The 13,282-nt window shown below is 57.5% G+C and carries 15 protein-coding genes; 9 read left to right on the top strand and 6 right to left on the bottom strand.

The window, feature by feature from the left end; all coding sequences use genetic code 11:
• The first annotated feature begins 321 nt into the window (after nt 1-321).
• From GYM47_RS01220 to GYM47_RS01205, 4 genes are all read left to right on the top strand, one after another.
• The gene (locus GYM47_RS01220) at nt 322-453 is read left to right on the top strand and encodes an entericidin A/B family lipoprotein (RefSeq protein WP_139527897.1); all 132 of its coding nucleotides are present in this window, start codon (nt 322-324) and stop codon (nt 451-453) included.
• Nucleotides 454-458: 5 nt separating this feature from the next.
• The gene (locus tag GYM47_RS01215; protein WP_139528004.1) at nt 459-989 is read left to right on the top strand and encodes a YqiA/YcfP family alpha/beta fold hydrolase; all 531 of its coding nucleotides are present in this window, start codon (nt 459-461) and stop codon (nt 987-989) included.
• Between the two features lie 74 nt (nt 990-1,063).
• Nucleotides 1,064-1,240 (top strand): DUF6435 family protein, encoded by a 177-nt coding sequence (locus GYM47_RS01210; protein WP_139527896.1) that lies wholly within the window; start codon nt 1,064-1,066, stop codon nt 1,238-1,240.
• Between the two features lie 4 nt (nt 1,241-1,244).
• On the top strand, nt 1,245-2,114 hold the full coding sequence (locus tag GYM47_RS01205) for a ChaN family lipoprotein (protein WP_168444418.1): 870 nt from the start codon (nt 1,245-1,247) through the stop codon (nt 2,112-2,114).
• Here the strand turns inward: GYM47_RS01205 and ntrC are convergent.
• The 4 genes from ntrC to glnA form a co-directional block, all read right to left on the bottom strand.
• Nucleotides 2,111-3,541 carry a nitrogen regulation protein NR(I) gene (ntrC, locus tag GYM47_RS01200; protein ID WP_139527895.1) on the bottom strand — a complete coding sequence of 477 codons (1,431 nt, stop codon included), beginning with the start codon at nt 3,539-3,541 and terminating at the stop codon, nt 2,111-2,113. The two genes, GYM47_RS01205 and ntrC, sit on opposite strands and share 4 nt — an antisense overlap.
• Nucleotides 3,538-4,596, bottom strand: coding sequence for a nitrogen regulation protein NR(II) (gene glnL, locus GYM47_RS01195; protein ID WP_153843289.1), 1,059 nt, complete (start codon nt 4,594-4,596; stop codon nt 3,538-3,540). The genes ntrC and glnL overlap by 4 nt, the downstream gene beginning before the upstream one ends.
• Nucleotides 4,597-4,802: 206 nt before the next feature.
• A complete protein-coding gene (locus GYM47_RS01190; protein ID WP_153843221.1) occupies nt 4,803-5,345 on the bottom strand; it encodes a DUF4124 domain-containing protein in 543 nt (180 codons plus the stop codon).
• A gap of 89 nt (nt 5,346-5,434) precedes the next feature.
• Complete coding sequence (glnA, locus tag GYM47_RS01185) at nt 5,435-6,841, bottom strand: glutamate--ammonia ligase (protein ID WP_139527893.1); 1,407 nt, start codon at nt 6,839-6,841, stop codon at nt 5,435-5,437.
• Nucleotides 6,842-6,976: 135 nt separating this feature from the next.
• Here glnA and GYM47_RS01180 point away from each other — a divergent pair, with 135 nt between their 5' ends.
• Both GYM47_RS01180 and GYM47_RS01175 read left to right on the top strand, forming a co-directional pair.
• Nucleotides 6,977-7,162: a hypothetical protein gene (locus GYM47_RS01180; protein ID WP_153843222.1), complete on the top strand. Its 186-nt coding sequence runs from the start codon at nt 6,977-6,979 to the stop codon at nt 7,160-7,162.
• Between the two features lie 234 nt (nt 7,163-7,396).
• On the top strand, nt 7,397-7,990 hold the full coding sequence (locus tag GYM47_RS01175; protein ID WP_153843223.1) for a glycosyltransferase family protein: 594 nt from the start codon (nt 7,397-7,399) through the stop codon (nt 7,988-7,990).
• A 59-nt stretch (nt 7,991-8,049) separates the two neighbouring features.
• On the opposite strand, the gene GYM47_RS01170 is transcribed toward GYM47_RS01175, so the two are convergent.
• The gene (locus tag GYM47_RS01170) at nt 8,050-9,075 is read right to left on the bottom strand and encodes an acyltransferase family protein (RefSeq protein ID WP_153843224.1); all 1,026 of its coding nucleotides are present in this window, start codon (nt 9,073-9,075) and stop codon (nt 8,050-8,052) included.
• Between the two features lie 199 nt (nt 9,076-9,274).
• On the opposite strand from GYM47_RS01170, the gene GYM47_RS01165 reads away from it, so the two are divergent.
• Complete coding sequence (locus GYM47_RS01165; protein ID WP_231125603.1) at nt 9,275-10,174, top strand: alpha/beta hydrolase; 900 nt, start codon at nt 9,275-9,277, stop codon at nt 10,172-10,174.
• Here the strand turns inward: GYM47_RS01165 and GYM47_RS01160 are convergent.
• Nucleotides 10,123-11,757, bottom strand: coding sequence for a sensor domain-containing diguanylate cyclase (locus tag GYM47_RS01160; RefSeq protein ID WP_153843225.1), 1,635 nt, complete (start codon nt 11,755-11,757; stop codon nt 10,123-10,125). The genes GYM47_RS01165 and GYM47_RS01160 overlap by 52 nt on opposite strands.
• 146 nt (nt 11,758-11,903) lie before the next feature.
• Between GYM47_RS01160 and GYM47_RS01155 the strand changes: the two genes are divergently transcribed.
• Both GYM47_RS01155 and GYM47_RS01150 read left to right on the top strand, forming a co-directional pair.
• Nucleotides 11,904-12,215 carry a hypothetical protein gene (locus GYM47_RS01155; protein WP_153843226.1) on the top strand — a complete coding sequence of 104 codons (312 nt, stop codon included), beginning with the start codon at nt 11,904-11,906 and terminating at the stop codon, nt 12,213-12,215.
• 337 nt (nt 12,216-12,552) lie between these two features.
• On the top strand, nt 12,553-13,170 hold the full coding sequence (locus GYM47_RS01150) for a hypothetical protein (protein ID WP_153843291.1): 618 nt from the start codon (nt 12,553-12,555) through the stop codon (nt 13,168-13,170).
• Nucleotides 13,171-13,282 lie beyond the last annotated feature (112 nt).

The raw sequence follows: 13,282 nt of genomic DNA, 5'->3' as shown, positions 1-13,282 counted from the left end.
ATACTCTTCATAACACTTAATGTGTTGCAGACACTAGGCCATCGTTCGAAAAAACAAAAATAAAAACATAAAAAACAATCACTTAGAGAAAACACTCACTGCCAAGTTAAGCACAGAAGCGCCCACGAGGGCGAATTTTTATGTATCGAACTGACACATGCGACAAATTCGCACGAGCTGCCCCCGTCCTTTGGCACATGAGACGTTAGCTCATCGTGACAAAATCCCTCGTTTCACGGTAGCGGTCGATGACAACAACGCTTATGTTACTTATCACACTCTCACGCTCGCATGGGCATACTTAGGCATGAGGAAAGGCCGATGAAACGTACCGTCGCACTGGGCATTTTGCTGCTGGCAACGCTGTTGGTGCTGGGTGGCTGCAATACCGTTCGCGGAATGGGGCAAGATATCGAACAAGGCGGTGAAGCCATTCAGCGGTCGGCGGATTGACCATGATGATGACTGTCTACCTTTCACATGGCTTGGAAAGTGGCCCGGGCGCACTAAAGATGCAAGCGCTCAAGGGCATTGCCGAACAGCTAGATGACTGTGAGCCAGTCGTCATGGATTACCGGGGCATGGACGAGCCAGCCCAGCGGCTGGCTCATCTACAGCAGGCACTTCAGAAGCGCGGCGATGATCCCTCACGTTGCGTCATGGCAGGGTCTAGCCTTGGTGGCTGGTTAAGCGCCGCCGTCAGTGCTCGGACACCAGTCCTGGGCTGTTTTTTGCTTGCCCCTGCGCTTGGCTTACCCAAATACCCCGAAACATCCCCCACCATTCAAGCGCGGCACACGCATATCATTCACGGTTGGCAGGATGATGTGGTACCTCCTGGCCCCGTTATTGAACGCGCCCAGGCACAGCGATTGTCACTCAGGATGATCGACGACGATCATCGTCTGCATAACAGTTTGGAGACGATCTTGGTTGATTTTCGTCGTTTTTTAACGCTATGCGCGACGAGTGAGCGCGGCGCTACATAAAATAAGAACGATTAAGAGTCGACATTGTCACCTCATGGCTATACAAATAGTGTACACACAAAAGGAGAGTGATCATGTTCGGTCTATTTAATCGCGACCCTCAAAAAAAGCTTCAGCAAGCCTATGAGCGTAAGCTTCAAGCGGCGATGGAGGCGTCCCGCAACGGTGATATGCGAGCCAACGCCACGCTGACCGAAGAAGCAGAAGCACTTTTGGCCGAGATCAACCGGCTCAAAGCTCAGAAGGGCTAACACAATGCGCCCCACGTGGCCATGGATTCTGCTGACGATGGCACTTGCCACGGGACACGCCTATGGCGATTGCCCGTCACCAGGGCAGTGGTGGCAAGCAGACGGTGCCGTGGGCGCACCAACGCTGCTTGCCCAGGCCGCTCGACAGCAGGTCGTACTACTGGGCGAACAGCACGACGTCGAGGATCATCACCGCTGGCAGCTGCACACGCTCGCAGGGCTGCATGCTCTCCGCGAAGATATGGTGGTTGGCTTGGAGATGCTGCCAAGAAGCGCTCAGCCGGTGTTAGACCGCTGGGTAGCGGGCGAGCTGACCGAGACAGAGCTGCTGGCCGAAAGCCGCTGGGATGACGCGTGGGGAGTCGATGACGAGCTCTACTTGCCCATTCTTCACTTCGCGCGACTGCAAGCGATTCCGCTGGTGGCTCTCAACATCACGCCAGAATTGCGCCAACGGCTCGTTCAAGAAGGCTTTGATCGTGTCCCCGCTGACCAGCGCTACGGGATTCCTACCCCACTACCCGCCAGTTCAGTCTATCAGCAGCGTTTGACCGAGGTATTCGAGCAGCATGGCATGGGGCAAGGGGACCCTGCCATGCTAGCCCGCTTCACCCAAGCGCAGCTCACCTGGGATACCGCCATGGCCCACGGGCTTGCAGGCGCCGTCAAAGAGGGTGCGTTAGCCGTTGGCTTAATGGGCCTTGGTCACGTCACCTATGGCCACGGCGTAGAGCACCAACTCGAAGGGATGGGGATTCGACACACCCTCAGCCTACTGCCGTGGGATCAGGCAGAGTGCCGCCTCCCAGACCCCGCGCTTGCCGATGCCGTCTTTGTTCTACCTCCAGCCCTTACCCACGAGCCCACGAATTAGGCGTCATCCGCCAACGCAGGCAGCAGCGTTTTAAGCTTGCGTGTCAAGGTGTTGCGCCCCCAGCCCAGCAGCTCGGCGGCTTCGCCTTTACGCCCGCCGGTGTGCTTGAGCGCCGTCTCGATCAAAATGCGCTCGAAGTCAGGAACGGCCTCTTCTAGCAAATGGGTATGCCCTTCGGCCAGCGCATGATCGGCCCAATCACGGAACGCCGAGCGCCAGTCGCCATGGACGCTGCTCTCTGACGTGCCGACGGTGCGTAGCTCCGGAGGCAAATCTTCGACCAGAATCTCCCGACCGGAAGCCATCACCGTTAGCCATCGGCAAATGTTCTCGAGCTGACGGACGTTACCGGGCCACGGCAGGCGGGTCAGATGCGCTTCTGCTTCGGGGGTCAATACTTTAATGTCGGTGGACAACTCCTTGGCGGCTTCGGCCAAAAAGTGCCGGGTGAGGCGTGGAATATCCTCGCGCCGCTCGGCCAAACGCGGAAGATGGACACGAATCACGTTCAGGCGGTGAAACAAGTCTTCACGAAAGCGCCCATCGTCAACGAGTGATTCAAGGTTCTGGTGCGTTGCCGCGATGATCCGTACATCGACGTTCACCGGCGTATGCCCGCCCACCCGATAAAACTCGCCATCGGCCAGCACGCGCAGCAGGCGGGTTTGCGTTTCGGCGGGCATGTCGCCGATCTCATCGAGAAACAGCGTGCCGCCATTGGCCTGCTCGAAACGCCCCTGGCGCTGCTGCGCAGCACCAGTAAACGCGCCTTTCTCGTGGCCGAACAGTTCTGATTCGATCAAATCGCGCGGAATCGCCGCCATATTCAAGGCAATGAACGGCTTTCCCGAGCGCGGACTATGCTGATGCAGCGCCTGGGCCACGCGCTCCTTGCCCGTACCCGACTCACCGTTGATCAGTACTGTGATATGCGAATGGGAGAGCCGTCCAATCGCCCGGAAGACCTCTTGCATAGCCGGCGCTTCACCTATGATCTCGGCGCTAAGACCTTCCGGCACACTCACCGGCCGCTGCCGTTCACGCGCATGGGCAACGGCCCGGCGCACCAGCGCGAGCGCTTCATCCACATCGAACGGCTTGGGCAAGTACTCGAATGCCCCGCCTTGATAGGAGGCGACAGCGCTGTCGAGATCGGAGTGCGCGGTCATGACGATCACAGGCAAATCCGGATGGGCATCACGCACCCGTGCCATTAAATCCAACCCGTCGATGCCCGGCATACGGATATCGGTGACCAGCACATCCGGCGGGCTCTCCAGCAAGCGTGCGAGCGCCGTATCGGCACGCTCGATACACTCGACCTCCAGATCGGGTTGCGCCAGAGCGCGCTCCAATACCCAGCGGATAGCGCGGTCATCATCGACAATAACCACTCGTGCAACATCGGTACGTGTCGCCTCAGTCATGACGCTTCTCCGGTGCAATTAATGACCAATGGAATCAGTAAACGAAATTCGGTGTGTCCGGGACGAGAGTCGCATTCGATCAATCCTTGATGTTGGTGCAGTATTGACTGGGCAATCGATAGCCCCAGACCGCTCCCTTCTGCGCGGCCGGAGACCATCGGATAAAAAAGGGTGTCGCGTAGCGACTCGGGGATGCCAGGACCGTTATCGATGATGCCGACTTCGCTCACCAGGCGGTGCCGCTCGGCTCCCAAAGTGAATTGGCGGCGCGCACGGGTACGCAGTGTCAGTTCGGGCGCGGGCGTACCTGCATCGCTCATGGCTTGCACCGCGTTGCGGGCCACGTTGAGCACTGCTTGGATCATCTGCGCCTCATCACCGGACAGGTCCGGTAGGCTCGGGTCATAGTCGCGGCTGACGACCACCTGAGGATGCTCGGCGATCAGCAGCGCCCTTACGCGCTCCAACACTTTATGAATGTTGACCGGCTCATGCTTGACGATACGGTTCGGCCCTAGCATGGAGTCGACCAAGTCACGCAAGCGGTCAACCTCTTCCACGATGATATGGGTAAACTCGCGCAGGGCCGGGTCATCCAGGTCTCGCTCTAACAGCTGCGCGGCACCGCGAATGCCCCCTAGCGGATTTTTCACCTCGTGGGCCAACCCCCGCGCCAGCACTTTGATGGTTTCTTGGCGGGTGGTAAGGGCCTCCTCTCGGGAGATTTGCATCAACCGATCCCGCGGCTCGACTTCCAACAGCAGCTCGTCGGCCGACAGCGGTGTCACGGTATAATCGACGGTCAGCGGCTCGCTATTGAGCGGCGTGATACGCGCTTCACGCTGTGTATAGGGATGAAACGCATCGCGTGCTTTGGCCAGTACGTCGTCGATGCTCTCGTCTCCGCCCAACAGCGTATCGAGGCTGATCCCCTGCACGCGGCTAAAGCTCACGGCCAGCAGCGCTTCCGCCGCCGGGTTCATCCAGCGAACGCGGAGTTCACCGTCGAGCAACAGGACTGCTGTGGTGAGGTGTTCGAGCAAGCGCTGATACATGGCGTGTCCTGAAACGTCGCTTCGATCAATACACATGGCACTGATCCATCAAAAGAGGTATGCGAGAGGATCTGCAAAAAGCGCGCCAATTCGGCGCAAGCGGCGGCATGCACGGCTTGTGGGCAGATAGCGGGGAGATGACGAGCCTTAATAGCGCAATGAGCCGCCTAGCCCACCGCCTCATTGCACCATTATAGTGCACTCGATTAGTCAGTGATAAAAATAGTCACCGGATCGGTGCGGTGCTGCACACGGCCCTGGCTATCCAACAACTCCGCATGAATATGGTGCGCTCCCACAGGTAACCCCGCCAGCCAGAAGGCGTCGCTATGCAGAGCGGATTGGCTCAGTTCGCCATTCACCCTCAGTTGAATTTGGTGGTCGTCCCGCAGTGGCGGCACCACCTGCACTTCCACGGGCGTCATGCCGCCCCGAACGGCGCTGCTGTTTGCCGGGTTGACGATGGTAAAGCGGTCATAAGGCATAAACGGTTGCCCGGGATGGCTCTGAGTGCGGCCCGGGGTTCGGCTGTCAGGTGGGGCAGAGCGCACCGTCGTCACGCTGGGCAGCGGTGCCAACGTGACGGCTTCACCGCCACGTTCTGGGTTGTCGGTAAACGTCACCTTGCCCTGGGCGTCCACCACGCGATACACCGTTTGCCCCAGCGCCGCGCTTACCCACATCCCCAATAGCAGTGCAGCACCTGTGGATAATCCTCTTGCATAGCGCACGTGCCAGCGACGGATCATGACGTCTTCCTCCCTTTTCCTTACCTCGCCTCAACGAAAAAACCCCGCCGAGGCGGGGTTTTCAGGCTAACGACACCTCAAGGGTGATCTTAGCAGCTGTAGTACATGTCGAACTCGATCGGGTGAGTCGTCATGCGAATACGCTCGACGTCTTCCATCTTCAGTTCGATGTAGGCATCGATCATGTCGTCGGTGAACACGCCGCCTTCGGTCAGGAACGCACGGTCAGCGTCGAGCGCTTCCAGGGCTTGATCCAGGCTGTTGGCCACGGTCGGGACGGACTTGCCTTCCTCGGGCGGCAGGTCGTACAGGTTCTTGTCCATGGCATCGCCAGGATGGATCTTGTTCTTGATACCATCGATACCCGCCATCAGCATCGCCGCGAACGCCAGGTAGGGGTTGGCGGTCGGGTCGGGGAAGCGCGTCTCGACACGCTTGCCTTTCGGGCTAGCGGTGTACGGAATACGGATGGACGCAGAACGGTTACGGGCGCTGTAGGCCAGCATGACCGGCGCTTCGAAACCCGGCACCAGACGCTTGTACGAGTTGGTAGAGGCGTTGGTGAAGGCGTTCAGCGCGCGAGCGTGCTTGATGATACCGCCAATGTAGTACAGCGCCATTTCGGACAGACCCGCGTACTCGTCGCCAGCGAACTGGTTCTGGCCATCTTTCCAGAACGACTGGTGGACGTGCATGCCCGAGCCGTTGTCGCCCACCAGCGGCTTCGGCATGAAGGTCGCGGTCTTGCCATAAGCGTGCGCCACGTTGTGGATCACGTACTTCATTTCCTGAACTTCGTCGGCTTTCTTCACCAGCGTGTTGAACTTCACGCCGATTTCGTTCTGACCGGCGTTCGCCACTTCGTGGTGGTGAACTTCGACGGTCTGACCGATCGCTTCCAGGGTGTTACACATCGCACCACGGATATCGTGGAAGCTGTCGACCGGGGGTACCGGGAAGTAGCCGCCTTTCACGCGCGGACGGTGGCCCAAGTTGCCGCCTTCTACCTGGTTGCTGGTCGCCCATGCGCCTTCGTCAGAGGTGATTTTGTACATGGCGCCTTGAATGTCGGCTTTCCAGTGCACCTCATCGAAGATGAAGAATTCCGGCTCCGGACCGAAGAAGGCAGTGTCACCCAGGCCAGTCGACTGCAAGTAGGCTTCGGCGCGCTTGGCGATGGAGCGCGGGTCGCGATCGTAGCCCTGCATAGTGGCAGGCTCGATGATGTCGCAACGCAGAATCAGTGTGGCATCTTCGGTGAAGGGGTCGAGGAAGGCGGTACCGTCTTCCGGACGCAGGATCATGTCAGACTCGTTGATGCCCTTCCAGCCGTTGATGGAAGAACCATCGAACATCTGGCCGTTTTCAAAAAACTCTTCGTTCACGTCGCGTGCCGGTACGGTGACGTGCTGCTCTTTACCGCGCGTGTCGGTGAAACGCAGATCTACCCACTTAACATCATGTTCTTCGATTAGCGCGAGAGTCTTGGCTGACATAGTGTCCTCCGGTATGAGCGTGGCTTAAAGCGTGTAACTGTAAGCGATCGATAAAGGTGTTATTCAACAAATCGTTCAACACGCGGCTGCATGTGGCGCGTTTGTCTTTTTTGTTCGCTCAACGTTTGTTCGACGATGGATAACAAACCGCCCAGCGATCATTTCAGACCGGCTATCGTTGTAGCACGCCTGGAGGCGTCTGCCTACGCTTCAATAGCCGCTGATGAAACTACCTATGGCTTACAAGCACAGAGCATGCCAACTCTGCACCATAATGGAAAAAAATATCAACAACTCTTTGTTTTAAAATATGAAAAATGACTCATCCCATGCGTCTTAATGCAGCAAGGGAGTGGCAATTGCTTTTTCAAACGCCTAGACCGTCATTTCCTTGCACGCATTTGGTGCAAATAACACTCAAGACGCACCAAAATGAATAACTCGCCAGCCTCACTGTTTTTTTCGTTAAAAAACTTTCTCTTGCTACGTAAAGAAACCCACATCTACAATCAATTACAAACAGAGATGCTTTCATAACAAAAGGAAGCCGCGTGCATGGGTACGGTCTGCTTTATCGTTGATGCTTCAGTGACAGGAGCTTTGCTACCCCGCCACCTGCGCTCGATTCGCCAATCCGGTCTTGCTGACCATGCCCTACCCATTATCGTGACCTGTGCTCACTCGGATGAACGGCTCACCGATCTCGAAAAGCGTTACCACGCGCACGGCTTGGTGACACCTGCCCATACCCTAGGTGCACGCCTCAACCAAGCGGCGTATATTAGCCAGGCAGACTGGCTGCTGATTGCGCTGCATAAAGAACCCATGGCGGCGCAGCTTTGGTACCTACTCTATCCACAGCTAGACACGGCGACGGATGCGCTGCTCATCAACGCCGCCACTCCCCGCTTTTCGGAACGTCTGTTGCTGCACTTTCTCAGCTCGGCGGTGACCGTTCCCCCCTACATTGCCATTCGCCGTGCGTGGTTGGAGCGAATCGGAGGCTTCGATCCAGAGCTCGATGAGCCAGCACTGCTCGACTTTTTACAGCGCCTATACGCCTGCCCTACGCGTTTAAAAACGCTAAGCGGCGAGTCGCTTGGGCTTGCTCGAGGCTCGCCACAAAGCCGCTCACCCACCTCCTCTTAGCGCCTGCCCCTCTTTGACTCTTAACGCCAACCTGCCAGCTCACCAACCCGTCGAACCGTTCATATTTTTAAACGCTTACCCAGCAACATGGCACCCAATGTGGTGGTATTGGCTACTTTGTTGAGCAGAATCGATCCCACACTACCCACCATGATGAGCAACAGCGCATAAACCGCCAGGGGCAACGTAGAAATGCCCACTAGCGTATCGGTGAGCGTAAAAAACATAGGATGCGCTAGATAAATACCAAACGAGTAAGCATTGATATAGCGCACCCATCCAGGTGCTTTACGCCCTTTTAAGCCACGCATCAATGCCAGCGTGAACAGCACAAAAAAGGGAATGACCCACACCTCTTTCGAGGAGAACGACAGCCGATACTCGAACGTGGCCAGCACGATCAAGCCAACGAACAACAAGAGCCAACGTGGTTGCGAGAGGGTTTGTAGCCAAACGGGCCGTTCGATCAACTGGCTAGAAGGCGTTAAGGGGTAATAGCGCACCAGCACTAGCGCCAAGAAGAACAGATAGATCCAACCCAACGGAGCCACCCAAAGCAAATAACCCGGCGGCTCAATAGCCAACGCATACGCCAACCCCCAATATGCCATACTCACCAAGCAAGCTCCCCATAGCCAAGGAACCGGATGCAAGCGCCATAGCTGCCAACGAGTAAAGGCCCAATAAGCGGCATAGAACTGCATGGCGATGATCAAAAAATAGCCATGCCAGCCCGCATAAATAAAGTAGGCTTTTGCGTTCTCCCAAACATTCACGGAGCTGTCGCTGCCCGCCAGTTGCCACCACTGGGCAGTGGAATAGATGAACCCGTACGTTAAATAGGGCAGCATGACGTACTTCACTCGCTGCCATAGAAAACCTGGCGGTACTTGCTTGTCATAGCGGACGGCAAACACAAAGACCGAAATGAACAGGAATACAGGCGTGCCCAGCACCAGCGGTATGCGCATGAGATCGGTAACGACGTTGTCCACGCGCTGATTCAGGTGATCTAGCCAATGAAAGAGAAACACAGCGACACAGCCGTACGCGCGCAGCCAGTAAATTTCCTCGATTTTCTGCATCGAACCTCCACCAAGCCCCGCTGCTAAGCTGATGTAGGGGCTTACGACAATGAACAGGCTGGCTTACAGCGTTGTCCGACCTTTTAAACGACGGTAAATTCCTGGAGGCCTCGTGTTCGAACAGTCGCTCAGATTCCCGCTTTTACACGCTCTCGGACGCACTGTCTCTGAATGCCTCACCGGCTGGATGCGCGCGATCATGGTCGTTTTGGGTGGGTTGGCACTGAGTAGCGTTGCCCTGGCGGGCGATGTCTCGCGGGCACAGTTCTTTTCACCCACCCTGGGTTATGACTACCCGTATACGATCTATTTACCGGATGCTTATGACCCTCAGGCCTCGGCGCCTCACCCAGTGGTATACCTGCTACACGGGTCATTTGGTAACGAGTTTGACTGGGCAACCAAAGGCAACTTGCCACAAACGGCTGATCGTTTGATCGAGGCTGGGCATCTACCTCCAGCGGTATTCGTCATGCCCGGCAGCCGCAGTTGGTGGGTCGATGGGCATAACGAAGCTGCCCGTAGCGCTTTTTTCAACGACCTGCTGCCGCATATCGAAGCGACCTATCATGTGGGAACGACGCGCGAGCAACGTGGCGTAGCGGGGCTCTCTGCTGGTGGCTATGGCGCGGTGAATTTCGCCCTCGAACGTCCAGAGCTGTTTGCCGCTGCCGCTGCCCTCAGCCCCGCCAGCTATATCCCTGCGCCACCCAAAAACTCTTCCGCTCACCGACATCCAGCGTTTTTGAATGCGCAGGGCGAGTTCGATCAAGCGCTTTGGGAGCAGCTCAACTACACAGCCCATTTAGAAAGCTACCGCCTACGCGTCACGCCGCGCCCAGAGGCAGAGCAAGGCGACACGCCCCCTGTCCCGTTCTATATCAGCGCCGGACGCCGTGATGTCTATGACGCCGAGTTCCATGCACGCCAGCTGCGCCAAGCCATAGAACGTATTCAACCTGGTGACGTACGGCTCGACCTCTACCCTGGTGGCCATACTTGGCGCGTCTGGAGAGCCAGCCTACCCGCGGCGCTAAACTTCATGTTTCAGTCTGTCGATGCAACGCCCGCAGTCTTGCCTGACTCACAAGCAGAGTAAAGGATAGCGCGATTACGCCCTTCCGCTTTGGCGCGATACATCGCCTGATCCGCGCAGTGAATCAGGGTGGCCTCATCCTTTGCGTGTAGTGGAAAGAGCGCCACGCCAATACTGGCGGAGACGCATACCTCGCCCACCAACAGCGCAAACGGCTCGGCCAGCGCTGAACAGAGTTGATGCGCGACCGCTAACGCGTCCTCTTTCATGACCGAACCACCCAGCAGCGCCACGAACTCATCGCCGCCGATTCGTCCTACCATATCGGTGCCCCGCAGCCGGGCGCGCATGCGTTGTGCCGCCGCTTTTAACAACTGGTCGCCAACGGCGTGGCCCCAGCGATCGTTCACCGGCTTGAAGTTGTCCAGGTCAATGAACAAGAAGGCCAACTGGCCCCCCGAGCGCAGCGCCTTGGTCAGCTCGCCAAAAAACATCGCTCGATTGGGCAGGTCGGTCAGCGTATCGTGCTGTGCCAAATGCAGCACCCGCTGCTCCATTTCGTGTCGTGGCGTAATATCGTGAGAGATGCCCATAAAACTGATCACGTTGCCCTGCTCATCCAACAACGGCGCACCGTTGGTAAAGTGCCAGCGCCACTCGCCGTTGGCATGCTGCACACGGTACTCGATCAGCCCTTGCGGCTCGGCCGTCACAAACACGTTTTCGATATAACGACGGCACGCCTCTAAGTCCTCCGGATGCAGAACGAAGCTCATATGCCGCCCGAGCACCTCGTTCACCTCGTGCCCCAATATGCGCGGCCAGTTAGGCGAGATATAGGTCAGCATGCCATCGGCATCGAGGGTGTAAATGATGTCGTTCGCCTGCTCCACCAGTTGGCGAAAGCGCTGCTCGCTGGATTTCAGCGCCGCTTCGAGCGCTTTACGCTGAGTAATATCGTTGGCATACCCCGTCCACAGCACGCTGCCATCGGGCTCGCGGCGGGGTTGGTCACTGGCTTCCACCCACAGCATCTCGCCGTGACGATGAAACATCCGAAACTCCTGTTTCCCTGGCGTCAGCGTGCGAGCGCTTTCCAGCGAGCTTGCGATGACGGTATCGCGGTCGCCAGGATGAATGTTGGCCAGCAATGTTTGCGCATCGGCCAGCGCCTCTTCGACGCTCACCCCAAACATTTCTTCTACCCGCTGGCCAACGTAGGTGTAACGCCAGTGACCCGACAGCGAGTAGTGCAACTGGTAGATGAAGCCCGGCAACTGAGACAGCAGCGCATCCAAAGATTCGCCAAATGGCAGAACCAGCTCATGAAGTGCCCCATACACTGCGCGATACTCGCCCTCTACCACGGGAGAAAGCTGCAGTTGCCAACGCCTTGAGGCATCTGCCCAAGTCACCATCAGCTCCTGCACGGTCTGTTGCTGATCGCAGGCATATACGGCGGCCAGCACGTTATTCACGTCCAATGGAAAACAGCTGGCCAGCGCCATGTCGCTATTATCGTCAACCCAGCCCACCGCGTGCCGAAAGGCCGCGTTTGCATACACGTTCATCGCCTCGTGCGCTGAACGCTCCACCACGAACAGCGGCGTGCTCGACTGCTCAAATAGCGCACGGTACGGATGCATGGCGCCTTCTCCTCCCACGTTCCCCTAGAGGGGTAAGTTAAGCGCATCGACTAGGCGTGTCCACGCACATTGGCCGAGTGCTGCTAACGCACACTACACTGAATGTGCTGGCTTATTTTCTAACGACTCCTGTAAGGACACTGACCATGCATCAACATGTCGAATGGGATGAACCCGGTAGCGCAAGCGTCGCCGCCTTTTTCAAAAACGACCCCGACCACACGCTCCCATACCCCGGCGCGATTCTCTCCGCTCGCTATCAGGGCCGCATCGTCCGAGTCAAAGTCGAAGCCTACCGGGAAGAAGACGCCGTCAGCATCGGCAGCGTCGCCGCCATTCTCGACCAGCACGGCCACCGCTTTCAGTCGCACAAAAAGCTCAACATCGGTGACATGGTCCGCCTACCCGACGACAAACGCGCCATGGAGCGCTGGGAAGAGGATGAGGAGAAGGAGTAAGTAAAAAAAGCATCGGGGTAGGGGTTCACTGGCCCCGCCCTTGCCTTTCAACTAAAGCTGCCAGAGCATGAGCGAGGCTCACGATGATGCTAGTAGCCCTACGACAATCGAAACCGGCCGAGAACCCCGGGAGTCTCCTGAGCAGTGCCTATACGGCTTTGAAGGAACCATGAGGTTTCAAGTCAACGAGCGTTAGCCAGGACGCTGCCTGCTCCCGCTCTTTTTACAAACGCGTACTCTCCCCATGCTACGCTTAACACTCATTTCTCAGTCTTTCAGGCGGTTCCCCATGCAATTACCCCTTTATTTGCGCGTGCTTTTCGCAGCAGTTCCGCTGATGCTGGCACTGCCCGCCCAGGCGCAGCCAGCGGATGACTGGGCGGCTTACGATGAAGTATTCGAAAGCGGTGCCCAGCAGGCCAACGTTTGGCAGTGGGGATGGACGGGTGTTTATGCCACGAGCCTGGCCTATAACGCCTACCAATCGAGCGAGGCCAGTGATCCGGACGACCGTTTCGATGCCCGCGTTGGCGTGGTGAAATCCGCGTTAGCGCTAGGGGGTATGCTGACCGACCGACAACCGCATCCGGCGGCGCTGGCGGAGTACGAACGCTTGAAAGCGCAGGGCGATCTGAGCGGCGTACAGGCGCTAGGGCTGTCGCTTGCCCAGGCGGAACGGGAGCGCCGCGGGCTCGAGGCGCGGGTTGGCTCGTTGGTGGTGAATACCGTAGCGGGCGCGGTCATTGCCGCCGACGGTCGTGAGCGCGATGGCGCGATGAACTTTGCGACGGGCATGCTGATCAATGAGCTACAAATTTGGACGCAGCCCCACCAGGCGACCCGCGCTATCAATCGCTTCCAACCCGCTCGCGTATCGCTTGGCCCACTCACGCTGGAAGGCGAGTACGCGCTGGTGGTATCCCCTGAGCAGATTGGCGCCGTTTGGCGTTACTAAGGGCACTTTTTCTGCGTCTCAAAGATGAGCGCGCTCATCGTTGTCAGCACGCGATGAGCGCGTAAAATATCTGCCACTTTTTTTAGTTCCGCCAAACGTTATGTTATAACTT

It is taken from the genome of Vreelandella piezotolerans, assembly GCF_012427705.1.
Classification (GTDB): domain Bacteria; phylum Pseudomonadota; class Gammaproteobacteria; order Pseudomonadales; family Halomonadaceae; genus Vreelandella; species Vreelandella piezotolerans.
Note: the sequence above shows the minus strand (reverse complement) of the source record. Positions and strands in the feature narration are given on the sequence as shown.